This is a genomic window from Roseivirga sp., from assembly GCF_034669765.1.
Taxonomy (GTDB): Bacteria; Bacteroidota; Bacteroidia; order Cytophagales; family Cyclobacteriaceae; genus Roseivirga.
This window is the reverse complement of the sequence record NZ_JAXMOQ010000001.1, coordinates 515,676-539,983: the sequence shown is the minus strand read 5'-3', so window position 1 is coordinate 539,983 and position 24,308 is coordinate 515,676. Positions and strand designations below refer to the sequence as shown.

Below are 24,308 nucleotides of genomic sequence, written 5' to 3'. Positions count from 1 at the left end.
TTTGCTATGAAAAGCCACATCAGCTTGTTGGTGAAGAACACCAACAAGGGCAGAGTTTCCTGATCTACTGATAACTGATTTCTAAGCACTACGAAATCCTCCCCCAATTCACTACGGCTTTTCTAAGCGACTTAATATGACGGAGGATATTGCGGTTTTCTTCTTTTTCTAGCTTGGGGTCAGCTTCAAGGATATCGCTGGCAGCATTTCTGGCAGCTTGCAGAATTTGACCGTCTTTGGCAATATCTGCAATTAGTAAATCGAGCACGCCACTTTGTTGGGTTCCAGTTATGTCGCCTGGGCCACGGAGTTGAAGGTCTACATCGGCAATCTCAAAACCATTGTTGGTGCGCACCATGGTTTCCAGTCGCATGCGGGCTTCTTTGCTCAGCTTGTACTCTGTCATCAGAATACAATAAGATTGCTCAGCACCACGCCCCACACGGCCCCGCAACTGATGCAGTTGCGCTAAACCAAAACGTTCGGCATTTTCAATCACCATTACCGAAGCATTCGGCACATTTACCCCTACTTCGATCACCGTGGTGGCCACCATAATTTGGGTTTCGTGTTTAATAAAACGCTGCATTTCAAAGTCTTTGTCCTGCGGTTTCATTTTACCATGCACAATACTAATGTGCTGGTCGGGGAAAGCCCTGCGAATGGATTCATAGCCATCGTCCAAATCCTTCAAATCCAGCTTGGCAGATTCTTCAATGAGCGGATAAACCACATAAATCTGTCGGCCTTTTTTGATTTCTTGCTTCATAAAACCAAACACCTGAAGCCGTTTTGCATCGTATTCGTGCAAGGTTTTAATCGGTTTTCTGCCAGCAGGCAATTCATCAATAATAGAAACCTCTAGGTCTCCGTAAAGCGTCATGGCCAAAGTACGCGGAATTGGAGTGGCCGTCATTACCAACACATGTGGATGGAAACGTTCGTTCTTACCCCACAACTTGGCCCTTTGTGCTACGCCAAAACGGTGCTGTTCGTCAATAATGGCCAAACCTAAATTCTTGAATTGGACCACATCTTCGAGCAAAGCATGCGTGCCCACCAAAATGCTGATGCTGCCATCGAGCAGGCCAGCGTGAATCACTTTGCGCTCGCTCTTTTTGCTGGAACCTGTCAGTTTCGCAATGCCAATGCCCAGCGCGTCCGCAAAAGGTTTTAAGCCTTGAAAATGCTGATCGGCCAGAATTTCGGTAGGCGCCATGATACTGGCTTGCGCACCAGAGCCCACCGCCAAAAGCATGCATATAAAGGCCACAATGGTTTTTCCACTTCCCACATCGCCTTGCAGCAAACGGTTCATCTGCTTGCCCGACTTCATATCGAAGTAAATTTCTTTGATTACCCGCTTTTGGGCATTCGTTAAGTCAAATGGTAAATGGTTTTTGTAGAAATCAGTAAGTAAACTGGAATCGCCAAACACGGCTCCTCGGTATTTTTCTGTTCTAGTTAATTTTAGCTTAAGCAGGCGCAACTGAATAAAAAATAGCTCCTCGAACTTTAGCCTGAATTGGGCTTTCTTCAATAACTCTTCATTGCCCGGAAAATGAATGTGCCAAAGCGCCAGCTTCTTTTCAATCATTCCATACTGCGCCACCAAATGCTGAGGAAGTGTTTCATTAATATGGGCTTCCGACAAAACCATTACCTGACGCACCATTTTAGAAATGGCTTTGCTGTCCAAGTATTTGGCCTTCATTTTTTCAGAAGTATGATAGACCGGCTGAAGGAAGGAAGCCTTTTCGTTTTGCGTGGTCAGCACTTCCAGTTCAGGATGCGCAATGCTAATTTTTCTACCAAAAACAGCAGGTTTGCCAAATACCACGTATTCCACCCCCAGCTGTATTTTCTTTGCTACAAACTGAATTCCCTTAAACCAAACCAGTTCTAGGGTACCCGTTCCATCCTCAAAGTGGGCAACAAGGCGCTTCTTTCGCATCTCACCCACCGTTTCAATTCTTCGGATTTTACCCTTGACTTGCACAAAGGGCATATCGCCATGCACTTCTTCAATGGGATAAAATTTGGTGCGGTCTTCGTATCGGAAAGGGTAATGCTGAATGAGGTCACCATAGGTAAACAGGCCGATTTCGGCACCAATCAGCGCTGCTTTTTGCGGGCCAACGCCCTTAATAAATTCTATGCGGGTTTCGAAAAAGGATGCCACGGAAACAATTTAATATTTCCATTCAAAAGAGTTCAACATTTCAATTGCATCCTTCTTAATAAAATCAATAATTGGCCGAAGCGAATCATTTTTATTGGCGGTATTAAAGTAAAGTGCTCCCCTAAAAAAGTGTGTTGTGCTGTCGGTAGTAAAAAACTGAAACTGGCTGGGTACTTCTCCTGCCAGCTCGGCTATGCTTGCAACTTGGTTGTTTCGCATTGGAATAATGCTTTCTCGAATAGAATAAGCTTTAGGATTGTGTTTCATGGTGAGATCAAAAGCCTCTGTAAGCAGTTCTTCCACATTATTCTCAGGCTTTTTCAAATCCTTGTAAGTGATTTGAATCACGGCATCGTAATCTGGGTAAAATAGGTTGATGTAATACCTACCTGATTTTGGAAAGGTATCGCGCGACAACTCCGCATATTGAGAATAGAAGAAATGATAAGGGAACGTATCGGGCAAAACCTGGTAGGCTGACTCTGGTAAATCAATTCGATTATAAGCTTTTGGTTTGGGTAAATAGCTTTGCTCACAAGCCGAAAAGCCAAGAATAAGCACAAATGAAAGCAGTAGTAATTTCTGAATCGACTTTTTCAAATTGGAACTTTACGGTTGATCAAAACTCTAACCCTCTTTATCCTACGAACGTCTACAGCAACTATTGTGAAAAGGAACTTCTCAAACTTAATTTTTTCTCCAGCCCTAGGCAGCTTGCTGTGCAATTCGAGTAAAAGGCCACCAAGCGATTCGCTTTCTCCCTTCACCTGATCAAAGTAATACTGGTCGATTTCCATGATTTTACAGAAATCATTGAGGGAAGTTTTTCCCTCGAAAATGTAGGTGTTGTTATCTAGTTTGTTGAAGGCTATATCGTCATCATCGAACTCATCGTTGATTTCACCCACAATCTCCTCAATAATATCTTCCATGGTAATCAGTCCAGAAGTACCTCCGTACTCATCCACCACAATGGCCATATGCACGCGCTTATCTTGGAAGTTTTTCAGCAGACTGTCCACCTTTTTATTTTCAGGTACAAAGAAACCTGGCCTCATTAGCTCTTGCCATTTAAAGTCTTCATCCTTGTCTACATGAGAAAGCAAGTCTTTGATGTATAAAACTCCATCAATCTTATCAATGGTCTCGTTGTACACAGGAATTCGGGAGAAGCCACTCTTATTGATTTTGTCCATCAGCTCGTGAAAATCAACTTCGATATCCACCGCTGTAATGTCCATTCTTGATTTCATTACCTGACGAACCGTGAGCGTACTAAAATTCACAATTCCTTTTAGGATTCCTTTTTCCTCATCAGTAGTGTCATCGCCAGTAGTCATTTCTAGCGCCTGATTAAGTTCGTCCACCGTTATGTTATGCCCCTTTTTCTTTACTCGGCTTTCAATGAGCTGCGTGAATTTTATCAGTACATAGGCCACTGGCTTTACTATACCTTCGAAAAAGAAAAGCATTCGGGCGGTTGATCTCGAAAATCTAAGATTGTTCTGTGTGGCAAAATTCTTAGGAAGCACCTCTCCGAAAAAGAGAATCACAAAAGTTACCACGGCTGTTAAAGCCACAACGATAGTTCCCTCACTTGTTTTTTCACCTATGATTTCCCAAGTCACAAAAGTGGTGAGGGTAACAATGGCGATGTTCACCAAATTATTCATGATGAGAATGGTGGCCAATAAATGGCGGGGTCTTTCCATCAATTGAATAATCAATCGGTTTGCAGGCGTATTGTCGTTTTTGCATTCATCGATTTGGTCATCGTTTAAGGAAAAAAACGCCACTTCAGAGCCAGATATAAGCGCAGAAAGTATAACCAAAAAAATAAAAACCACTCCATTGACCACAAGGTATGGAGTGGAAACATCTTGAGTTAAGGCCAAAAGGGCCAAACTAGGATAGGGATCGTCAGTTGCTGATTCCAATATTCTTTTTTTAACTAATTAAAACGGCAAATCATCTGAGTCATCCTCAGGAATGCTCGACACTTCACTTGATTTCTCTGAACTAGGTGAATAAGAAGAGTTTCCTCCACCACCCTCGTTGTCAGACTTAGTACCTAGCATTGTTAAATTATTTCCAACAACTTCGGTAGTATATCTCTTATTTCCATCCTGATCATCCCAAGAACGGGTCGTCAATTTACCTTCAATATACACTTGGTTGCCCTTTTTTAAATACTTCTCTGCAATTTCTGCCACCGGGCTCCAAAGTACAATATTGTGCCACTCCGTGGTGGTCACTCTTTCACCTTGTTTGTTTTTATAAGTTTCACTCGTAGCCAAAGAAAAATTTGCTACCGCTCTTCCGTTTTCCAAGTGACGCACCTCTGGATCTTTGCCCAAATTGCCTACTAGAATTACTTTGTTTACTCCTGCCATGATATTTATTTTTTGATTCTATAGAACAATTTAATTAAATATATTGATCTTCCAAGTATTTGATTATCAAAACTGGCTTTGGAAGGTTGTTTATGTGTTCTAAAGAGTATTTTTCTATTTCGGGATGAAGACCCATTAATCTAGCCCCATCATCTGTTTTAAGTTCAATTTTCACGAAGTTGGCGAAAATACGTTGATGCGTCAAAACATGTTCGTATAATTTTGATTCTTCTCCGATTATTGAGTCCGTCAAACCTAGTTTTTGCAGTGTTGAAAGAACCTCATCTAAATTTATGGGTTTACTGTCTTCTATCAAATAAAAATCAAAGAGACCTTGCCAAACATCACCTTTTCCTCTTTTTTTCATCCAAAACTCTTGTTCCGAATGAAAGGCCAGATAGGTAAAGTATCTTTTTCTAACCTTGGTCTTCTTTGTTTTAACCGGAAGCGTGTCAATTTTATTATGGTTGAAGGCAAAACAATCGTTTTTGAAAGGGCAAACTCCGCAAGCTGGGGATTTTGGAGCGCATTGAATGGCCCCAAACTCCATAATGGCCTGATTGTATTGATTTGGCTTTTCTTTATCTAACAGCTCATTTGCCCGAATTTCGAAAATTTTAGGCCCTTGCGTGCTGGAAATGTCTTCTTCTATTCCGAAAACACGACTTAACACTCTATAAACATTTCCATCCACCACGGCATTAGGTTGATTAAAAGCAGATGAAGAAATGGCCGCGGCCGTATATCGCCCAATTCCTTTTAGTTTGAGTAGTTCATTAAAATCAGGCGGAAACTCCCCACCAAAATCATTTACCACCATTTTAGCACAGGAATGAAGGTTTCTGGCCCTAGAATAATAACCTAAGCCCTGCCATAAGCGCAGTACTTCGGTTTCGGAAGCATTGGCCAATTCAAAAATCGTAGGAAATTGCTCTAAAAAACGCTCATAATAGGGCAAGCCTTGGGCAACTCTTGTCTGCTGAAGTATAATCTCAGAGAGCCAGATTGGGTAAGGATCCTTGGTTTTCCTCCACGGCAAGTCTCTTTTATTTTCTTCATACCAGTTAATTAACTGATATGCAAACACTTTACTGTCTAACATAGTGCTATCTTGTGCCAAATTTATGCCCCTACAAGGTATTGGTTAAAATTTGAGAGTTTGTTTTTTAAATTAGAAATGAACTCGTAATTTTGCAGGCCAAAATAACTGGGAATTAGTTTTTTACACAATATTTATAAATCTAAAATTTAACAGCGGTGACGAAAGCAGATGTTATTAACCAAATAGCAGAGAAGACAGGAATAGATCGATCTGATGTTACTACTACGGTGGAAACTCTTTTTACAGTAGTAAAGGATTCAATGGCCGAAGGTGAAAATATCTACGTGAGAGGATTCGGCAGCTTTGTGAATAAGAAAAGAGCAAAAAAGATTGCTAGAAATATCTCTAAAAACACTGCCATCGTAATTGATGAGCACTTTGTTCCAAGCTTTAAACCTTCAAAGGTTTTTGTAGAGCAAGTAAAAGTGAGTGATAAAGTAAAGATTGCAAACAAGTAAGCTTTAGCCTAGTTGGCTACTATGAAAAAGAATCAAATTATACTTTTGTGTGTTGGAATTGTAGCTGTTGTATTATTATACATGCTACCCACCTCCGTAGTAGACAATAAGGAAAATGAGGCTTTACAGTTTGTAGACGAAAGTAAACCAGGCGGAGTAGTTATAGATCACAGCTCTGAAATCCCTCAAGAAATTCAACCTAAAATTGATCTCTGGAAGGATAAACTGGTTTCTGATTCAAACATTAAGAAAGATGAAGTAGCCTTGGATTCATTGATGGCCGTATTTCAGACCATCAACCAATATGATAGCGCTGCCTATTATGCTGAGTCTTTCGCAAAAGAATTTAAAACAATTACACTCTGGCAGAAGGCTGGAGATGCCTATTTCGAGGCTTTTACTTTCGCTATGGAACCAACCAAGGTTGAAAGGCTAGGCAATAAGACCCGTGAAATGTATGCTAAGGTTTTAGAACAAACACCCGATAATCTGGATGTTAAAAACAATTTAGCGATGACCTATATTGCAAGTTCTAACCCGATGCAGGGAATTTTAATGCTAAGAGAAGTACTCGAAGTAGATGAAAAAAACGAAAAGGCCCTATTGAATATGGGTCGCCTTTCCATGCAATCAAATCAGTTTGATAAGGCAGTAGAAAGGTTCGAAGCATTAGTGGGTTACCATCCAAATAGCTTAGATGGTAATTATCTTTTAGCGGTATGCTATTTTGAAACAGGGAAGAGCGATAAAGCAAAAGCCCAATTTCAAAAAGTAAAAAACATGGATGCTGATCCGGTTGTGCAAACGGCTGTTGATGAGTATCTGCAAAGAATTAAGTAAAACATTATTTCATTAAAACATTAGAATTATGCCTTGCGGTAAAAAAAGAAAAAGACATAAGATTTCAACTCACAAGAGAAAGAAAAGACTTAGAAAAAACAGACACAAAACTAAGAAGTAGTACTTCTTAGTTTTGTGCTTATACGCATCACTAGTTTAATTATTAACATTTAACTTTTTTCAAATTGAGCAACGAATTAGTAATTAATTCGACTCAAGATGGATGTCGTATAGCCCTTCTGAAAGATAAAAATCTGGTTGAGTTCCATCATGATCATGATGACAACCAGTTTAAGGTAGGTGATATGTACTTGGGAACGGTTAAGAAAATCGTCCAAGGATTGAACGCGGCTTTTATAGATATAGGGTACGAGAAAGATGCTTTTCTGCATTATCTTGACCTTGGTCCGCAGATAAAATCACTAAACAAATACACCAGAATGGCCCAATCGGCCAATGATGTCAATGGCAACCTGAGTAAATTCAAAGGTGAGCCAGACATTAACAAGCTTGGCAAAATGGGTCAAGTGCTGACAAGAGGTCAGCAAATACTTGTTCAGGTTGTAAAAGAACCTATTTCAACAAAAGGGCCACGACTCTCTTGCGAGTTGTCTATAGCTGGGCGCTATATGGTTTTAGTGCCTTTCTCCGATTCTATCAATATTTCTAAGAAAATAACTGATGGAGACGAGAGAAAAAGATTGATGAGATTGATTTCATCGATCAAACCCGAAAAATTTGGTGTCATCGTTCGCACAGTTGCGAAAGGAAAAGATGTGGCCGAATTAGATAAAGATCTCCGAAACCTTGAAGAAACTTGGATTGAAGGCATTAAAAAGCTTCACAAAGCCAAGCCTAAAGATAAGGTCATCGGAGAAATGAGTAGGGCTTCATCCTTGCTCCGCGATATCCTCAACGAATCTTTTGACAGTGTAAGTACGGATGATAAGGAAATCTACAATGAGATTAAATCCTACATTCAGAAAATTGCTCCCGACAAAGAAAAGATAGCAAAGCTTTATACAGGAAAAGCCAAAATCTTTGAAGCTTTTGGAATTGAAAAGCAATTCAAATCGCTTTTTGGTAAAACTGTAAGCTTGCCGAAAGGCGGCTATCTAATTATTGAGCATACCGAGGCACTTCACGTTATTGACGTGAACAGTGGTAATAAATCGAATGCAGGAGAAGATCAAGAAAGCACCGCGCTTGCTGTTAATATTGAAGCAGCAAGAGAAGTAGCACGCCAATTAAGGCTGCGCGATATGGGTGGTATTATCGTGATCGACTTTATCGATATGCGTAAGGCTGAAAACAAAAAGCAGCTTTACACTGTAATGCGTGATATTATGGATGATGACCGTGCTAAAAACACAGTTCTACCCATCACCAAATTTGGCTTAATGCAAATTACACGTCAGCGTGTAAGGCCAGAAATGAACATTACTACCCGTGAAAACTGCCCAACATGTGGAGGAACGGGAAAAGTAGCTGCAACAATACTTGTTTCAGATACAATTGAAAAGAATATCGATTACATTCTTGGTACCCAAAACGAAAAGGGAATTACGCTATTAGTACATCCTTTTTTACATGCTTACTTCACTAGGGGAATATTCTCTAAAAGGTGGGAGTGGTACAAGAAATATCACACTTGGGTAAAAATTGAAAAAGACAGTTCTTTAAGTCTTTCAACTTATACCATAAACAATAAGCTTGGCGAAGAGATTGCCATTACAGCTTAAGTTTTAAAGCATCAATTTAAACGAAAAAGGGAACCTCAAATGAGGTTCCCTTTTTACTTTATCAGTCTATTTTATTGTTATGCGAAATAATAAGGAAATTTTCCCTTAGCAATCATCGTGTCTGCTACTTGTCTTCTAAGCTCCTTAGTATTTACTAAGTCCATTTTTGTAAAGCGCTTCAAGCCCATTAACATCACTTTCTGTTCATCACCTTTGGTGAAGGATGCAATTGCCTCTTTGGCTGCTGCATTCACTTTATCGATAGCTTGAGCCATATAAATCTGTGTCATAGCAATGTAATCCTTACAAGCTTCCTCCCCTCTTTGGCTCACCAGCTTCTCTGTTCTTAGCATTGATGATTCCACTGCGTAGATTTCAATAAGAATATCGGCAAGGTTCATCATTACCTCTTGCTCGTCTTCAATTTTATCTTGCAACGCCATAGCAGCTTTTCCACCCACCATAAGGAAAACTTTCTTTACGTTTTTCACCACTTCTTTTTCAGCATTGAATAACACTGATTTATCGATAGTAGTAAATGAAGGTACAGAAACAAGTTCTTTAGAAACTGCCATTGCTGGCTCAAACATGTTCAGTTCGCCTTTCATTGCTCTTTTTAGAAGCATTCCAATCATCAACATACGGTTAATTTCATTGGTACCTTCATAAATTCTAGCAATACGTGCATCTCTATAAGCCCTTTCCATTGGAGCATCCGCAGAATAACCCATTCCACCATATACTTGAACGCCTTGGTCTACTACATAATCCAATACTTCAGAACTGTGGATTTTAGCAATGGCACACTCGATGGCGAATTGCTCCACTCCTTTAAGCTTGGCTTTAGCATCGTCCATTCCGCCTGCGATCAGGTCGTTAATTTTATCTTCGATGTTCTGCCCTGCGCGGTAGTCTAAAGACTCCGTCACGTAGACCTTAGTGGCCATCTCAGCCAGTTTGCTTTTGATCGCACCAAAGCTTGAAATAGAGACACCGAATTGCTTGCGTTCGTTAGCATACTGAGTAGCATAAGAAATTACAGTTCTGCAACCTCCCAAAACTCCTGCTCCCAATTTCACACGGCCAATATTCAATATATTAACAGCGATTTTGAAACCATTCCCTCTTTCTGAAAGCATATTTTCAACCGGCACTGGGCAATCGTTAAAAAATACCTGACGGGTTGAAGAGCCCTTGATGCCAAGCTTCTTCTCTTCCTCATTCATTGTGATGCCACCAAAGGTTTTCTCAACAATAAATGCAGTCAAGTTCTTATCATCTTCAATCTTCGCGAACACGATAAAGATGTCAGCAAAACCTGCATTCGAGATCCACATTTTCTGACCCGTAATATTATAGTGCTTTCCGTCTGTAGATAGAACAGCCTTTGTCTTTCCTGAATTGGCATCAGATCCAGCATCAGGCTCTGTCAAGCAATAACAAGCAGCCCATTCGCCAGTGGCCAGTTTTGGTAGGTACTTTTCTTTCTGCGCCTCAGTTCCATAATAAAGAATTGGTAAAGTTCCGATTCCAGTATGAGCACCATAGGTCGTAGAGAAAGACCCAGCGGCACCAATCACATCAGCAATTAGCATACTCGTGTTGAAGCTCATTCCTAAGCCGCCATATTGCTCTGGTACTGTAATACCCAAAAGACCTAGCTCACCCGCTTTCTTAAAAATACTAGGAACCAAATCTGGCTCTTTCATACTGTCGATACGATCAGCATTAGGTGTAATTTCTGTTTCGATGAAATCGCTACAGGCCTGCGCCATCATTTTTTGCTCTTCACTGAATTCTTCAGGAATAAAAACTTCCTGAGCAGGAGTTTCCCTTACTAGAAATTCACCGCCCTTAATTGATGCTTTATTGGTTACGTTTTCGCTTGACATTGCCTTATTATGTTTACAACCTATTTCAAAAATTCATAAATACCCGCTACGCCTTGGCCACCGCCTACACAGGCCGTTACCATTCCGTATTTAGAGTTGCCTCTTCTTCTCATCTCGTTGAAAAGCTGAACCGAGAGTTTTGCTCCTGAACAACCAAGTGGATGTCCTAAAGCAATTGCTCCACCATTAACATTCAAAATAGAGCGATCAAAATCTAGCTCTTTAATTACTGCTAAAGATTGTGCTCCAAATGCTTCATTCAATTCGATCAAATCAAGGTCCGACTGTTTCAAACCCGCTTGCTTCAATGCTTTTGGCACCGCGTCCACTGGGCCAATTCCCATAATTCTTGGGTGAACACCCACAGCGGTATAAGTAACCATTCGAGCGATAGGCTCTAAGCCTAGTTCTTTTACCATTTTCTCAGACATTACCATCACGAATGATGCACCATCTGAAACTGGAGAAGAGTTACCAGCAGTTACCTGGCCACCTTGTGCAAATACAGGCCTTAAACCCGCCAATATTTCCATTGAAGTATCACCTCTTGGGCCTTCATCCTTATCTACGGTGTAAGTTTTTTCAGCCATCTTTCCGTTAGCGTCAACGAATTTCTCCGTTACTTTAATTGGAACAATTTCGTCATCGAATTTGCCATCAGCTTGCGCTTTCACAGCCTTTTGATGTGATTCAAAAGCAAATTGATCAGACTCTTCTCTGGTGATATTATATTCCTTTCCTACTTGCTCAGCAGTTAAGCCCATGCTTAAGTAGTAATCTTTATGTTCTGTAGCCAGCTTGTAATTCAAGGCAGTTTTATAACCCATTACTGGCACTTGACTCATCGACTCTGTTCCGCCTGCGATAATACAATCTGCAGTACCAGCATGAATTCTAGATGACGCCAAAGCAATGGCTTCCAAACCAGATCCACAATAACGGTTAACGGTAACGCCAGGGACTCCAATAGGCAATGCCAACAATGAAATCATTCTTCCCATTTGCATCCCCTGCTCTGCCTCTGGCACAGCGTTACCTACAATAAGATCGTCTACTCTGGTTGGGTCGAAGTTCGCCACCTGACCAACCAAGTGTTTAATTACTTCAGCAGCCATGTCGTCAGAACGTACACTTTTAAGCACACTCCTCTTGCCACGTCCTACGGCTGTTCTATATCCTGCAACTATATATGCGTCCATATTTTTAGATTTTTGAGGTCAGACATTAGATGTCAGACTAATTTTTTAATGATCGATTTTAGTTTCTAAGCGGTTTTCCTTTGAAAAGAATGCTGTGAATTCGCTCTAAGGTTTTTGGCTCGGCCGTAAGTGCCAAGAAAGCCTCGCGCTCTAAATCAAGAAGGTATTGTTCTGATACTTCTTGTGGAGCAGTTAAGTCTCCACCACACATTACATAACCTACTTTTCTAGCAATTTTAGCATCGTGCTCAGAAATATAATTTCCGAAAAGCATTCCATTAATTCCCGCTTCGAATAGCGCCAAGCCAGTTACACCTTGTACTTTAATATTCTTTCTTTCCACTGGCTGGGTATAGCCAGCTTCATGCAATTCGAGCACTTTTTTCTTAGCGTCAGAAATCAATCGTTTTCTGTTCATTGTGATACCGTCAGTAGGTCGAAGAATATTCATTCCTCTGGCCTCTTCTGCCGAAGTAGCAACCTTAGCAGTCGCGATATTCATAAAGGCTTCTTGAAGTCGGTTCAATTCTGGATCACCAGCTACGTAAGAATCTGCAGCTCTTAAAGCGAGCTCCTTCGTTCCACCACCACCAGGGATGAGACCAACACCCACCTCAACTAAACCAATGTAGGTTTCAGCGTGGGCTTGAATGGCATCGCAATGCAATGACAATTCGCAACCTCCACCTAGGGCAAGGCCAGCTGGGGCTGCAACCACTGGAATGGAAGAGAATTTAGCACGCTTCATGGTGTTTTGGAATTGCGCGATCATTAAGTTGATCTCATCAAAATCTTGATCGCCTGCATACATAAATAGCATGGCTAAGTTTGCTCCTGCCGAGAAATTTGGTCCTTCATTTCCAATCACCAAACCTTTATAATCTTTCTCTGCCATAGAAATGGCTGTTTGAATTCCTTCAATGACCTCAGCGCCCATTGAATTCATTTTGGTATGGAATTCTAAGCATAACACGCCATCTCCGATATCGAAAACAGATGCACCTGCATTACCCCAAACCTTATTGGTTTCACGTATATTTTCTAAGATGATTAACTCATCTAAGCCCGGAATCACTTTATATGATTTTGAAGGAATATCGTAATAGTGCTTGATTCCTTTTTCAATTTTATAGAAAGAGTCGTTTCCTGCTTCAAGCATTTCATACACCCAAGCCGCTGGCTTTAAGTCCATGGCTTCCATTTTCTTCACAGTAGCTTTTACACCTAGCAAATCCCAAGTTTCATATGGCCCTAATTCCCAACCAAAACCAGCACAAACTGCCTGATCTATTCTGTAGAGCTCATCTGAAATTTCTGGAATTCTAAACGAAACGTATTTGAAGGTATCGTAGAATGTAGTTCTATAGAATTCACCCGCTTTGTCATCAAAATGGACAAGCGTTTTGATTCTCACTTTCAGGTTTTCTTCTTCCTTAACGGCTTCAAGTGCTTTGAAATTAGCCCTTGTTCTTTCTCCGTATTCGTAAGTTTTTAAATCAAGCTCAAGGATTTCGGTCTTACCGTTAGCGTCTTTTGTTTTCTTGAAATAGCCTTGTTTTGACTTATCGCCAAACCAGCCTCTTTTATGCACTTCTTCAACAATACCAGGAAGAACGAATTTCTCTCTGGCTTCGTCATTTTGCAAGCCCTTATATAAATTGTTGGCAACGTTCACTGTTGTATCAAGTCCAACAACGTCCATGGTACGGAAAGTGGCAGATTTTGCTCGACCAATAATTGGCCCAGTCATTCTATCTACCTCGCCCACCGTAAGCCCCATTTCTTCAATGGTGTGCATGGCCGACATGATGGCGTAAATACCAATTCTATTGGCAATAAAGGCTGGGGTGTCTTTACAAAGCACAGTTTCTTTACCCAAGAAAAGGTCTCCGTAATGCATTAAGAAATCAATAATCGCAGGATCCGTTTTCGGTCCGGGAATGATTTCCAACAAACGCAAATACCTTGGGGGGTTGAAGAAGTGAGAACCGCAGAAGTGTTTCTGGAAATCTTCGCTTCTACCTTCACACATCAAATGCATAGGAATTCCAGATGTATTCGATGTTACGAGTGTGCCTGGCTTTCTGTGCTGTTCTACTTGATCAAAGATTATCTTCTTAATATCAAGCCTTTCCACAACTACTTCAATAATCCAATCAACTTCAGAAATTTTAGACATATCGTCTTCAAAATTTCCGGTGGAAATTCTATTTGAAAAACTCAAGTCATAAATTGGAGATGGCTTAGATTTTAATGCCGTAGCCAAGGCATCATTTACTAATTTGTTTCTGGCTGCCTTATTAGATTTTTGGTCTTCAGGTAAATCCCTCGGTACCATATCCAATAATAAAACTTCTACTCCGATATTAGCGAAATGGCAAGCTATGCGAGAGCCCATCACTCCTGAACCTAATACCGCAACTTTTCTAATCGATCTGTTCATATGTTCTAAAAGATTGATTTTCTATCTATAAGATTATTTATCTGTTCTATTACCTCGAAAAAGGTGTCTAGCTTTTCTTTTTCTATTAACTCGTTGGCGGTAGTATTAAACTCCAAAACCGTAGCTCGAGATATTTCTCTCTTTTGTTTTCCAAGATCCGTAAGAAATATTCTAACAGAGCGGCCGTCATTTGGATCCTTCTCACGGTATATAAATCCTTTTTCTTCCATGCTTTTGAGCATTCGAGTAAGGCTACGTGATTCTAATCCCATTAAGGGAGCGATTTTGGTTGCTGGAGTTCCTTCTTTGCTATTTATTATAAGAAGTACAAAACCGATAGAAGTGGTAATGTCGTGTTTTACTGCTTGTTGGTTATACATGCGGTAGATCGCATGCCAGAGCATTTTAACGTTGTGGTCTATGGTTTCTTCTCTCTTCATAATCCTGTAAGGGTTACGAAGTTAAAGAAAATTTGTTATGCATGCATACTATTTTTTTGAAAAATTTTGCCTCTTTATTTAAATAGAAACTATGCTTTACAAATCGATAAGGTCAAAATCCTCTCCTTTTCCGTAACGTATAAGATCAAAAAGGTGGTAAGTATCTAAAGAGTTCAGGTCTTTAAGAAGGCAGTCTTCATTTGCTTTTATTTCGATTACTTCAAACTCAAATGTTTCTGAAAAATTAATGAGCTTGAACTTCTTACCTACCCGTAAATTATTAAATGATTTTGCCATTGAGCGAAGGTATTACACTGCGTAAATCTTCTCTATTAGATCGGCATATTTTTCTTTTATGATTCTCCTTTTGAGTTTTAACGTTGGTGTGAGTTCTCCTGAAGCAATACCCCATTGGTCATTCAATATTTCAAACTTTTTTACCTGTTCCCAATTGCCAAAACTCTGATTTGTAGCGTCTACTTCTGCTTGAAACTTATTCATTATCTGGACATTCTTGAGCAAATCAGGGTCGGTTCTATTTAAGCCATGACGATCTGCCCAACCTCCAACTGCTTCTAAGTTCGGAACGATAAGGGCTGCTGGAAATTTCCTGTTTTCGCCAATGACCATTACTTGTTCTATCAGAACCGATTCTTTAAGCTTATTTTCCATTACCTGTGGAGCAATATATTTGCCCCCAGAGGTTTTAAACATTTCCTTTTTTCTATCGGTAATTCTTAAAAAATTCTCTTCGGTCAATTCGCCAATATCTCCCGTATGAAACCACCCATCGACAATTACCTCGTCCGTTTTCTCTTGGTCTTTATAGTAACCCATCATTACGTTAGGCCCTTTCACCAAAATTTCTCCGTCATTGGCAATTTTAACTTGAACACCGTTGAGAAGTGGGCCAACATAATCCAGCTTTGCTTTGCTTGGGTCTGGCATTCCTATACTGATCCCAGGAGATGTTTCCGTTAACCCATATCCTTCGAGTATTTTAATATCGGCCGCCCAAAAAACTCTCTTTAAACGAGGCTGAATTGCTGATGCTCCTACAATAATGTGACGTACATTTCCACCGAGAGCGGCCTGCCATTTACTGAAAATAAGTTTTCGGGCCATTTTCAACTGAAGGTCATACACAAAACCCATTGGCTGATCGGGGTTATATTTAAGGCCTAAGTTCACCGCCCAAAAGAATAACTGCTTCTTAACTCCCGAGAGTGCAAAGCCTTTTGCTATGATCTTATCATAAATTTTTTCAATGAGCCTCGGAACGGTATTAAACCCATGAGGCTTAATTTCTTGTAAATTATCACTTATGGTCTCTAAGCTTTCGGCATAATAAATGGACAAGCCAAGCTGAAAGTAGAAGTAAATAGCGGTTCGCTCAAATATGTGGCACAATGGTAAAAAGCTAAGCACTCTGTCATGACCATTGTTATACTCTGCCCTTTCTGAAACCGCTATGGCATTTGAAATAATGTTCTTATGATTAAGCATTACACCTTTTGGTCGACCTGTTGTACCTGAGGTGTAAATAATGGTGACAAGGTCGAACTCATTTACCTGAGCTTTCCTTTTTTCCATTTCTTCTTTTTGTTCTTCGGAACCTGAGGTCAGGAGGGTAGACCAGTGTTCTGAAACTGTAGATTCATCAAAAATATAGATGTCCAAATCTAAGTTTGCTTTTGCTGCTCCGTTTTTCGCCTTGTGATATATTTCTTCGGTAGAAACAAAAATAAGTTTGCATTCGGAATGCTCAAAAATGAAAGCATAATCGTCTTCAGAAATGGTAGGATACATCGGTACACTGATGGCTCCGATTTGCTGAATGGCAATATCTGCAAAGTTCCATTCGGTTCGGTTTTCACTGATTATAGCTACTTTTTCCCCTGCTTGTATTCCCTTACTCATTAGCCCAAAAGAAAGCTGAGTAGATTTTTCTATAACTTCTTGGGTTGAATATTTTCGCCATTTACCATCCTTTTTATCGGCAAGGCATACATCAAGGTTATATTGTTCTAGCTGCAGCGGTAGCAACTCAAAAAGGCGGGTAGCAGTCTTCATAATAATTGGCTAATGTTCATCAAGATAATAAAATGCGGGAGCAGTAAAAATTAACCAAAGTCTCCTCGCAGTTCTCTCAGTCTTTTTCTGGCTTCAGAAACAAAAATACTTCCTTTGAATTTTTCGAGAAGCTGAAGGTAAACTTCCATTGCTTTTTCCTTGTCCTTTAAGTCATCTTCCAAAATAATTCCTGTAAGGAATAAGGCGTCATCACCCAAAATTTCAAAATAATGCTTCTCATTTATCACCCCTAATGCTGTTAAGGCTTTGTCAAAATAACCAAGTTCTCTTTCCGTTTTGGCCATTAAAAAATAGACCTCATCAATAATTGAGTGGTTAGGATATTTTTCTATCATTTGATTCAATGCTGCTATCGCTTCATTTTTTTGATTCTGAAAAAGCTGAAGTTCAATATTTGCATATTCCTGCATCACGACATCTGTTGAATCAAAAACCGTATTGTTCTTAATTAGAATACTCAAGTTCAAGGCATCATTGGCTATTTCTCTTGATGTGGCCAGCTTTAGGATATCTAAGTGACTTTGGGCAAGTTCAAACTCTCCTTTGAAGTAAGAAAGTTTGGCACTCTTCAGTTTGGCTTCATAGCCGAGTGGTTCGTCTTTAAACATTCTTTCTACTTGCGCATAGAGTAAAATAGATTCCCAGGGCTCTTCATTAAGCAGATATATATCTGCCAAGTCCATTTTTGATTCAGCGATAACCCTATGCTTGCCAACAGGTTGATTCACATTTTCGGTAAGAATCTCAATGGCTTTCGGAATTTCATTTAAGTAAAAGGCATACAGATGAGCAACCCTTCGATTGGCATCAATGATATTAAAAACATCGCGCAAACTTTCTTTATACACCTGATATTTAATAATAAGGTTTTTAATTGCTGTGGTATCTACCGGATAAGTTTCTTTTACTACTTCTTCATCGGCCAATAAAACATAGCGTGAGGCCAAATTTCTACTCGGACTGTCCGGAAATTCATTCAAAACATAATCGAAGGCCTTTTGAGCAGCTTTGTATTCTTGATTTCTAAAAGCGATAAGCCCAACGTTAATTATATTCTCTGCATTGTTTTGAAGTCTTCTATCAAGTGCTCTAGCCTGCCGTAAGGCAGCAGAAAAATTTTTCTGCTGTAAGTGTGTCCAAACCAATAGATCGTTGTAGATAGGATTCCCAGCGTCCTTCTGAATAAATTCGTATAGCGTAGTCTCAAGTGTATCTAAATCTTCTGGTTCCGTAAGTGCTCTTTGAAATGAGTTTTTAACATAGCTGAGATTTTGTGGCTGAGATTTTGAAAAGATGAGGTATTCCAACACCATCTCTCTCTTTTGATTCATCAGTTGGTAAGCATTGGCAAGTTCTAATGAAAACATATCCGGGCGGTTCATTGCCTTTCTTCCTTCTTGATAAGTCTCCAATGCCTTTTGCCTTAAATTCTTTTCGAAGAATACCTGTGCTAAAAATCTTATACCATTTGTCTTATTGTTTTCACCAGCATCTTTGGCCTGTTCAGCAATTATATCATTGAATACATTCTCCGCTTTTTCTTCTTCCTTTTGACTTTTATATAACATACCTAAGTCAACTTTATAGAAGAAGTTATCTGGGTTATCTTTAATAGTACCCTTTAGGTATTTTTCAGCTTCGTTAAACTCTTCCTCACTTAAAAGTAACTTTAGATAATTATCATGTATTCGAGAAATATTAGAGTTGTCTTTCGCTAATTTTTTATACTCTTTTAGCGCTTTCTCAAATTCTCCTTGTTCATAGTATTCATTGGCAAGTGCTATCGCATCAACTTGCGAAAAAGCAATAGTACTCATGAGTATCATAAAAAGTAAAAGAGCTGTTTTCCTCATAGTTGTTAACATTTTCAACACGGTAGTAATTAAAGATAGTTAATTGATTAAAGATAATTACTCTCTATTAAGACTGTGGATATGTGTATAACTTCATTACTCACATTTTGTATTGATATCTGTGAACAACTTGTATACTGATTTTAGGTTATAAACATCTTATTAACTTTCTATATATTGATTAATAAGTACTTATGAAATATGAATCAAAAGTCCGTGATTTTGTGGATAATAATTAATTACTTTAAAAATGTTGATGAGGTTTTGAAAATTACTTCAAAGGTGAAGACTTTATCCACTTGGCCTTATGTTGATAGGGAAGAATGTGGATCAGTGTGGATGATGGTGTCTCTATCCTCTTTCTTATACACAGTTAATCGTTGTTATTCACAGCGTGTGAAATGTTAATATCGCCTATTTCCCAGTTCTTTTTAACGCTTATATTTTTGCTTTTGGAGGATGGATCTGTGTAGAAAACTATGGTTTCTGAGGAAGTTCTTGTCAGGATATTTCCGACATCTAACCTTTTATTGTTGTTAGTATCTACTATCATTCTTACTATATAATTTCCAGCATCAAGGTTGTCGAAAGTGTACTTTTTGATATTGTACAGCTCACGAATTACTTTTCCTTGATTGTTTAATAACTGAAGTATAAAGTTGGGAGCATTAGTTGTGATGGTTCCTTCTATAATACCAGAGTCTTCGGATTTGGCTACTTGAAATGTTTTTTGAATAACGGATGATGTATCTGATTCGATACTAATGAATGCTCCTGATTCGAAGATGGCTTTGAACTGTTCTCCAGGTTTAATGAAATTGCTCGCATTTAATGACCATGAAATTTCTGTTTTGGAACTGTTCCATGTGAGGAGTGAATCGGGTAAAAAAAACTTATTTAGACTGTCCTTTTGGAGAATGACTTTTTCAGCTTGGTAAGAAGCAATGGGTTTGTTGAAAGTTACTTTCAATTCAAAATTATTTGTGACGTATGATGAAGATGGAGTAATTTCTTGGCTGAGTTTATCTCCATCTAAATCAGACTCATTAAAGTAGACTTTTATGTTTTCTTTGAAATTACTGTTGATGGAATCATTTGCGTTGACTATAACTTTTGTGGAATCACCATAGGTGGCTTTGGTATTGTATATTCTGATCTTATCAGGTGCATAGAGATGATGAACTAAGGGAGTATCATTATCTGATTCTAATTGATAGGAAGTGATGGGTTTGTTGAAAGTAATATCGTAGTATTTTCCGAAATGACGGTTTGTCTTAATGGATAATGGAAGGACGTTGAGTCGCTGTAAGGAAAATGAGAGTTGAGAAGTGTTTTCAGTGAGCTTAACTGTATCTTTCAAAAAGCCATATAACTCTTTGTCAGTATCTGCTTTTGAGTTGTTGTTTTTATCTAGGGCAGCATAAACTAGGAAATTTCCAGAAGGAAGATTTTGAAATTTATAGTTACCAGTGGTATCTGTTTTTGTCAAGTATAGCGCTGCGCCAGAAGTTATGTTCAATGTATCAGACGATGGATATAAAGAGACTAATGCTTGCTTGACAGGTTCTGCAGTGTAGAGGTTCGTTATTTTTCCTGAAAGGGTTAAGGAATCTATAGTTGCTCCCGTAGAAAAGCTGAGGTAAAGATTGGATGGAACATTGCCTTCATTAAGGTCCTGAATAGTATTTCCGAAGTTGAATGAATAAGTAGTGTTTTGTCGCCAGGTACTATCGAATACGAGTTGAACAGTATTACGCTTGATTCTCGTTTTAAAATTGCCTTCAATGGAAGGTGTAATGATTAGATTATTCTCAATGGATTTAGTGGTTATAGCTTCATCAAATACAAGGGTAATGGTTTTTTGATTGAATAGCGTTTGACCATCTTTTGGACTAGAAGATACTAGTACAGGTGGATCTTTATCTTCAGGCCCACCAGTTGGTGATGACACGCGAGCACAACCCAATAGCGATAATAGTATGACAGTGAAAAGGATCTGTATTCTGGTCATTTTCTGAGGATATAGATTAAGCTACTGTATTCACCATTACTTTTTGCTTTGCGATTGGATTTGAATCCATTCAATATTCCACGAACTAGTGCCATAGAATTACCCACATATTTTTCTGAAAGCATACTTACGTAAAAGGAATCAAATACCATTGGTTCGATTTTATCAATTTTCAAGCCATGTTCTTTGGCTAAATGTTTCACGGAGTTTTGATCGAAATGATATAGGTGTCTGGGTACATCATAACCCGCCCAATGCTGCTGGTAATGTTCAGCATCAAAGGATTTGTGGTTGGGAAGGGCAAGTAATAAGATTCCGTTTGGCTTGAGTTGCTTAGTGAGTAAGGCTAGTACCGAATTGAGATCATGTACGTGCTCTAAAACATGAAATAATGTGATTACATCGTAAGTATTAAGTTGAATTGATTCTAAATTATGTAGAATTAATTTTTGAATTGATTTATTATTATGCTCTAATGCATTTTGGTCTGGTTCATATCCTTTAGAAACCCATCCCTTCTTTGTAGTATAATCTATGAAATGGCCGGTGCCGGAACCATAATCCAAATGATGAATTTCTGAGCTGTTGGTAAGTAGAGATTGAATGAGTCTATACTTTTTTCTAAGCGTATATGATCGCACCAATTTGTATAGAGCACTGGAGATGCTTTTTGTTTTGTTGGAATGAGATATATAATCGGTGGACTTATAATATGGACCAATTTCTGTTTGTGTAGGTCGTGGATTAGTAAAGACTAAATGGCATGAAGAACACTCCATGAGTTCGAATACTTCATGACTCAAAAAGTGATCACTGACTGTTGAATGATGTTCAAAATGAGGGTTGCCGCAAAGTGGACATTGTTCTAAGTTTTCCATTTCCTATCGCCCCATATATACCATAAGCACTGAAATATCTGCTGGAGAAACGCCACTGATTCTAGAAGCTTGTCCGATGGTAGATGGCTTTATTTTTTTGAACTTCTCACGTGCTTCTGCAGATAGGGCGCTGATGGAATCAAAATCAAAGTCATTCTGGATAGCGTGATTTTCCAAGCTACTGATCTTGTCTGCAAGCTTCTCTTCTTTATCTATATAGTCTTCATATTTAATAAGAATGTCAACTTGCTCCAGAATCTCAGGATCATACTTTGCTAAGTAGTCAGCCATTTCTTCATCAAAGGCAGGTAGATCGTAGATGTTTATTTGTGGGCGCTTTAACAGTTTTGCGTAATTCGTACGGTGCTCTATTGTAGCCGTCCCAAGTGCAGCAAGTGCTGGATTGGCCTTATCAGGATCAATCTTCTTTTGTCTAATGTCGTTTAATAACTTCGACACAGACTTCTTTTTCTCTTCTACAATTTTGAGTCTTTCGTCCGAAGCCAAACCTAGCTTATGACCTTTTGCAGTGAGACGAATGTCAGCATTATCTTGTCGTAATAGTATTCTGTATTCAGCTCTAGACGTGAACATTCGGTAAGGTTCATCTGTACCTTTGTTAATCAAGTCATCAATCAATACTCCGATATATGCTTCCGACCTTCCTAAAACAAAAGGCTCTTTATCGTGTGTTTTATTGTGTGCATTGATTCCAGCCATTAATCCTTGGCAGGCTGCTTCTTCATATCCGGTAGTGCCGTTAATCTGGCCAGCAAAGTATAGGTTCTGAATTAGATTGGTTTCGAGCGTTGTGCTTAACTGAGTTGGTGGGAAATAATCATACTCGATGGCATAACCTGGCCTAAACATTTTAGCGTTTTCGAAGCCCGCTATTTTACGAATAGCTTTAAACTGAACGTCCTCGGGAAGCGATGTTGAAAATCCATTCACATAGATCTCAACAGTATCCCAACCCTCAGGCTCAACAAAAACCTGATGCCTGGTTCTTTCAGCAAACCTGTTGATTTTATCTTCAATAGATGGGCAATAGCGAGGACCCAAACCTTGAATTCTACCATTGAACATTGGTGACCTGTCGAAACCGGTTTCTAATATTGCATGTACTTCCGGGTTAGTATAGGTAATGTAGCAACTCCTCTGTTGTACCAAAGGAGTTGTTGATGGCGAAAATGAGAACTTCCCTGGTACATCATCTCCCTTCTGTTCTTCCATTTTGGAGTAGTCTAAAGAGCGACCATCTACTCTAGGTGGAGTTCCTGTCTTCATTCTGCCGGACTCAAAGCCAAGCTGAACGAGTTGTTCGGTGATTCCTTTCGATGCACCCTCTCCTGTTCTTCCACCACCAAACTGCTTTTCTCCAATATGGATTAGACCGTTCAGAAAAGTACCATTGGTGAGGATAACAGATTTTGATCTAATTTCTATTCCCATTCCAGTGGTAATACCGACTGCAGTATTGTTTTCGATAACAATCCCAGTAACCATTTCTTGCCAGAAATCAACATTAGGATTACGTTCGAGCGCCAAGCGCCACTCTTCAGCAAACCTCATTCGGTCACTTTGAGTACGCGGACTCCACATGGCAGGTCCTTTTGACTTGTTGAGCATCCTAAACTGAATCATGGATTTATCGGTAACAATCCCCGACATGCCGCCAAGTGCATCAATTTCCCTAACGATTTGACCTTTGGCCACACCCCCCATTGCTGGGTTGCATGACATTTGGGCTATGGTATTCATGTTCATGGTTACTAACAGAACCTTTGAACCCATAGTGGCGGCAGCATTTGCAGCTTCGCATCCAGCGTGGCCAGCGCCAACAACTATGACATCGTATTCATTGAACATATGGTTTTTCTACTTGATGTTTCACGTGGAACAGTTCTGGTTGAACGTCCGTAGTGTTTCACGTGGAACAGTTGATTTACTAATTGATTTGCAAAGATAGATAAGCTTCTTCTTTTTCTCTCATGAGCAATTGCTCTTCTTCTGTCTTATCATTGTAGCCAATAAGGTGAAGCAATCCGTGAGCAAGAACCCTTTTGAGTTCATGTTCGAATGATACGTTTTGGTCTGAAGCATTTTCAGTCACCCTGTCAATGGAAACGAAAATATCGGACTCTATTGGGTCTTCTGGGCTATCACGATTATCAAAGGTGATAATGTCTGTGTAATAGTCGTGATCTAAATATTCTTGATTGATTTTTAAGAGATAATCGTCTGTGCAGAAGATGTAACTGATTTCTTCAATTGGCGTGTTTTCTAATTCTGCGATACGTTCAAGCCAAAGAGTAATCTTTTCTTCTTGTTGTAGGCTGAAGTCTATGTCTTCAGAGAAGAAGCTAATGTTATCCATTAATTGAGGTAGAAGGTAAGTTTAACTTCTTGACCATTGTCTTTAAAGGTAACTTCATCGGCTAAATGCTTCATTAAGAAGATGCCTCTTCCACCTGGTTTTGTGAGGTTTTCAGGTGATGTTGGGTCAGGTAAATCATTGATAACGAATCCGTTACCCTCGTCTTTGATCAAAAAAGTAACCGAAGTTTCCTCAAGAATCATAGAGAGTTGTACAAACTTACTTTTCTCTAATTTATTACCATGAATAATGGCATTGTTCACTGATTCAAGAACGGCTATCATGATGTTTCCGTAGAGATCATCGTCTAACTGATATTTGTCTTTAGCGTTGTCTATAAAACTTTCGACAATACGAATGTTCTCAACGAGAGATGGAATTTCAATGCTAATAGTGTTCATGTA

20 protein-coding genes are annotated in these 24,308 nt (G+C 39.3%); 3 read left to right on the top strand and 17 right to left on the bottom strand.

Annotation, left to right across the window (positions count from 1 at the left end; all coding sequences use genetic code 11):
- Positions 1–88: 88 nt before the first annotated feature.
- From recG to mutY, 5 genes are read right to left on the bottom strand one after another with little or no spacing between them, the layout of a single operon-like run.
- On the bottom strand, positions 89–2,182 hold the full coding sequence (recG, locus tag VOI17_RS02345; RefSeq protein ID WP_323755623.1) for an ATP-dependent DNA helicase RecG: 2,094 nt from the start codon (positions 2,180–2,182) through the stop codon (positions 89–91).
- A gap of 9 nt (positions 2,183–2,191) precedes the next feature.
- On the bottom strand, positions 2,192–2,782 hold the full coding sequence (locus tag VOI17_RS02340) for a gliding motility lipoprotein GldD (protein WP_323755622.1): 591 nt from the start codon (positions 2,780–2,782) through the stop codon (positions 2,192–2,194).
- Positions 2,779–4,119, bottom strand: a complete 1,341-nt coding sequence (gene gldE / locus VOI17_RS02335) for a gliding motility-associated protein GldE (RefSeq protein WP_323755621.1) — start codon at positions 4,117–4,119, stop codon at positions 2,779–2,781. The genes VOI17_RS02340 and gldE overlap by 4 nt, the downstream gene beginning before the upstream one ends.
- An 18-nt stretch (positions 4,120–4,137) precedes the next feature.
- A complete protein-coding gene (locus VOI17_RS02330; RefSeq protein WP_068410956.1) occupies positions 4,138–4,575 on the bottom strand; it encodes a single-stranded DNA-binding protein in 438 nt (145 codons plus the stop codon).
- Between the two features lie 34 nt (positions 4,576–4,609).
- Positions 4,610–5,677 (bottom strand): A/G-specific adenine glycosylase, encoded by a 1,068-nt coding sequence (mutY, locus tag VOI17_RS02325; RefSeq protein ID WP_323755620.1) that lies wholly within the window; start codon positions 5,675–5,677, stop codon positions 4,610–4,612.
- 155 nt (positions 5,678–5,832) lie between these two features.
- On the opposite strand from mutY, the gene VOI17_RS02320 reads away from it, so the two are divergent.
- The 3 genes from VOI17_RS02320 (at position 5,833) to VOI17_RS02310 (ending at position 8,717) form a co-directional block, all read left to right on the top strand.
- Positions 5,833–6,135 carry an HU family DNA-binding protein gene (locus VOI17_RS02320; RefSeq protein ID WP_053221676.1) on the top strand — a complete coding sequence of 101 codons (303 nt, stop codon included), beginning with the start codon at positions 5,833–5,835 and terminating at the stop codon, positions 6,133–6,135.
- A 21-nt stretch (positions 6,136–6,156) separates the two neighbouring features.
- The gene (locus VOI17_RS02315; protein WP_323755619.1) at positions 6,157–6,975 is read left to right on the top strand and encodes a tetratricopeptide repeat protein; all 819 of its coding nucleotides are present in this window, start codon (positions 6,157–6,159) and stop codon (positions 6,973–6,975) included.
- A gap of 185 nt (positions 6,976–7,160) precedes the next feature.
- Positions 7,161–8,717: an Rne/Rng family ribonuclease gene (locus tag VOI17_RS02310; RefSeq protein WP_323755618.1), complete on the top strand. Its 1,557-nt coding sequence runs from the start codon at positions 7,161–7,163 to the stop codon at positions 8,715–8,717.
- 77 nt (positions 8,718–8,794) lie between these two features.
- Here VOI17_RS02310 and VOI17_RS02305 read toward each other — a convergent pair whose 3' ends face one another.
- The 12 genes from VOI17_RS02305 to VOI17_RS02250 form a co-directional block, all read right to left on the bottom strand.
- On the bottom strand, positions 8,795–10,609 hold the full coding sequence (locus tag VOI17_RS02305) for an acyl-CoA dehydrogenase family protein (RefSeq protein ID WP_323755617.1): 1,815 nt from the start codon (positions 10,607–10,609) through the stop codon (positions 8,795–8,797).
- A gap of 20 nt (positions 10,610–10,629) precedes the next feature.
- Complete coding sequence (locus VOI17_RS02300; protein ID WP_323755616.1) at positions 10,630–11,808, bottom strand: acetyl-CoA C-acyltransferase; 1,179 nt, start codon at positions 11,806–11,808, stop codon at positions 10,630–10,632.
- Between the two features lie 58 nt (positions 11,809–11,866).
- Complete coding sequence (locus VOI17_RS02295) at positions 11,867–14,251, bottom strand: 3-hydroxyacyl-CoA dehydrogenase/enoyl-CoA hydratase family protein (protein ID WP_323755615.1); 2,385 nt, start codon at positions 14,249–14,251, stop codon at positions 11,867–11,869.
- 5 nt (positions 14,252–14,256) lie between these two features.
- Entirely contained in the window at positions 14,257–14,691 is a 435-nt protein-coding gene (locus VOI17_RS02290; RefSeq protein ID WP_323755614.1) for a MarR family transcriptional regulator, read from the bottom strand.
- A 96-nt stretch (positions 14,692–14,787) separates the two neighbouring features.
- Positions 14,788–14,988, bottom strand: a complete 201-nt coding sequence (locus tag VOI17_RS02285) for a hypothetical protein (RefSeq protein WP_068410931.1) — start codon at positions 14,986–14,988, stop codon at positions 14,788–14,790.
- A 12-nt stretch (positions 14,989–15,000) separates the two neighbouring features.
- Entirely contained in the window at positions 15,001–16,764 is a 1,764-nt protein-coding gene (locus VOI17_RS02280) for a long-chain fatty acid--CoA ligase (RefSeq protein WP_323755613.1), read from the bottom strand.
- Positions 16,765–16,814: 50 nt separating this feature from the next.
- Entirely contained in the window at positions 16,815–18,638 is a 1,824-nt protein-coding gene (locus VOI17_RS02275) for a tetratricopeptide repeat protein (protein WP_323755612.1), read from the bottom strand.
- Positions 18,639–19,011: 373 nt separating this feature from the next.
- A complete protein-coding gene (locus VOI17_RS02270) occupies positions 19,012–20,649 on the bottom strand; it encodes an Ig-like domain-containing protein (protein ID WP_323755611.1) in 1,638 nt (545 codons plus the stop codon).
- On the bottom strand, positions 20,646–21,527 hold the full coding sequence (locus VOI17_RS02265; protein ID WP_323755610.1) for a class I SAM-dependent methyltransferase: 882 nt from the start codon (positions 21,525–21,527) through the stop codon (positions 20,646–20,648). Before VOI17_RS02265 ends, VOI17_RS02270 begins: the two co-directional genes overlap by 4 nt.
- Before the next feature lie 3 nt (positions 21,528–21,530).
- Positions 21,531–23,396: a tRNA uridine-5-carboxymethylaminomethyl(34) synthesis enzyme MnmG gene (gene mnmG / locus VOI17_RS02260; protein WP_323755609.1), complete on the bottom strand. Its 1,866-nt coding sequence runs from the start codon at positions 23,394–23,396 to the stop codon at positions 21,531–21,533.
- 79 nt (positions 23,397–23,475) lie between these two features.
- Positions 23,476–23,904, bottom strand: coding sequence for an rRNA maturation RNase YbeY (ybeY, locus tag VOI17_RS02255; protein ID WP_323755608.1), 429 nt, complete (start codon positions 23,902–23,904; stop codon positions 23,476–23,478).
- Positions 23,904–24,305 (bottom strand): ATP-binding protein, encoded by a 402-nt coding sequence (locus tag VOI17_RS02250; RefSeq protein ID WP_323755607.1) that lies wholly within the window; start codon positions 24,303–24,305, stop codon positions 23,904–23,906. Before VOI17_RS02250 ends, ybeY begins: the two co-directional genes overlap by 1 nt.
- Positions 24,306–24,308: the final 3 nt, after the last annotated feature.

What these genes read in the sequence shown, in the direction of transcription:
- VOI17_RS02280 (WP_323755613.1), bottom strand. Translation starts at nt 16,764, where the DNA reads ATGAAGACTGCTACCCGCCTTTTTGAGTTGCTACCGCTGCAGCTAGAA.
- ybeY (WP_323755608.1), bottom strand. Translation starts at nt 23,904, where the DNA reads ATGGATAACATTAGCTTCTTCTCTGAAGACATAGACTTCAGCCTACAA.
- VOI17_RS02275 (WP_323755612.1), bottom strand. Translation starts at nt 18,638, where the DNA reads ATGAGGAAAACAGCTCTTTTACTTTTTATGATACTCATGAGTACTATT.
- mnmG (WP_323755609.1), bottom strand. Translation starts at nt 23,396, where the DNA reads ATGTTCAATGAATACGATGTCATAGTTGTTGGCGCTGGCCACGCTGGA.
- VOI17_RS02295 (WP_323755615.1), bottom strand. Translation starts at nt 14,251, where the DNA reads ATGAACAGATCGATTAGAAAAGTTGCGGTATTAGGTTCAGGAGTGATG.
- VOI17_RS02270 (WP_323755611.1), bottom strand. Translation starts at nt 20,649, where the DNA reads ATGACCAGAATACAGATCCTTTTCACTGTCATACTATTATCGCTATTG.
- VOI17_RS02315 (WP_323755619.1), top strand. Translation starts at nt 6,157, where the DNA reads ATGAAAAAGAATCAAATTATACTTTTGTGTGTTGGAATTGTAGCTGTT.
- VOI17_RS02250 (WP_323755607.1), bottom strand. Translation starts at nt 24,305, where the DNA reads ATGAACACTATTAGCATTGAAATTCCATCTCTCGTTGAGAACATTCGT.
- mutY (WP_323755620.1), bottom strand. Translation starts at nt 5,677, where the DNA reads ATGTTAGACAGTAAAGTGTTTGCATATCAGTTAATTAACTGGTATGAA.
- VOI17_RS02285 (WP_068410931.1), bottom strand. Translation starts at nt 14,988, where the DNA reads ATGGCAAAATCATTTAATAATTTACGGGTAGGTAAGAAGTTCAAGCTC.
- VOI17_RS02330 (WP_068410956.1), bottom strand. Translation starts at nt 4,575, where the DNA reads ATGGCAGGAGTAAACAAAGTAATTCTAGTAGGCAATTTGGGCAAAGAT.
- VOI17_RS02300 (WP_323755616.1), bottom strand. Translation starts at nt 11,808, where the DNA reads ATGGACGCATATATAGTTGCAGGATATAGAACAGCCGTAGGACGTGGC.
- VOI17_RS02265 (WP_323755610.1), bottom strand. Translation starts at nt 21,527, where the DNA reads ATGGAAAACTTAGAACAATGTCCACTTTGCGGCAACCCTCATTTTGAA.
- VOI17_RS02290 (WP_323755614.1), bottom strand. Translation starts at nt 14,691, where the DNA reads ATGAAGAGAGAAGAAACCATAGACCACAACGTTAAAATGCTCTGGCAT.
- VOI17_RS02305 (WP_323755617.1), bottom strand. Translation starts at nt 10,609, where the DNA reads ATGTCAAGCGAAAACGTAACCAATAAAGCATCAATTAAGGGCGGTGAA.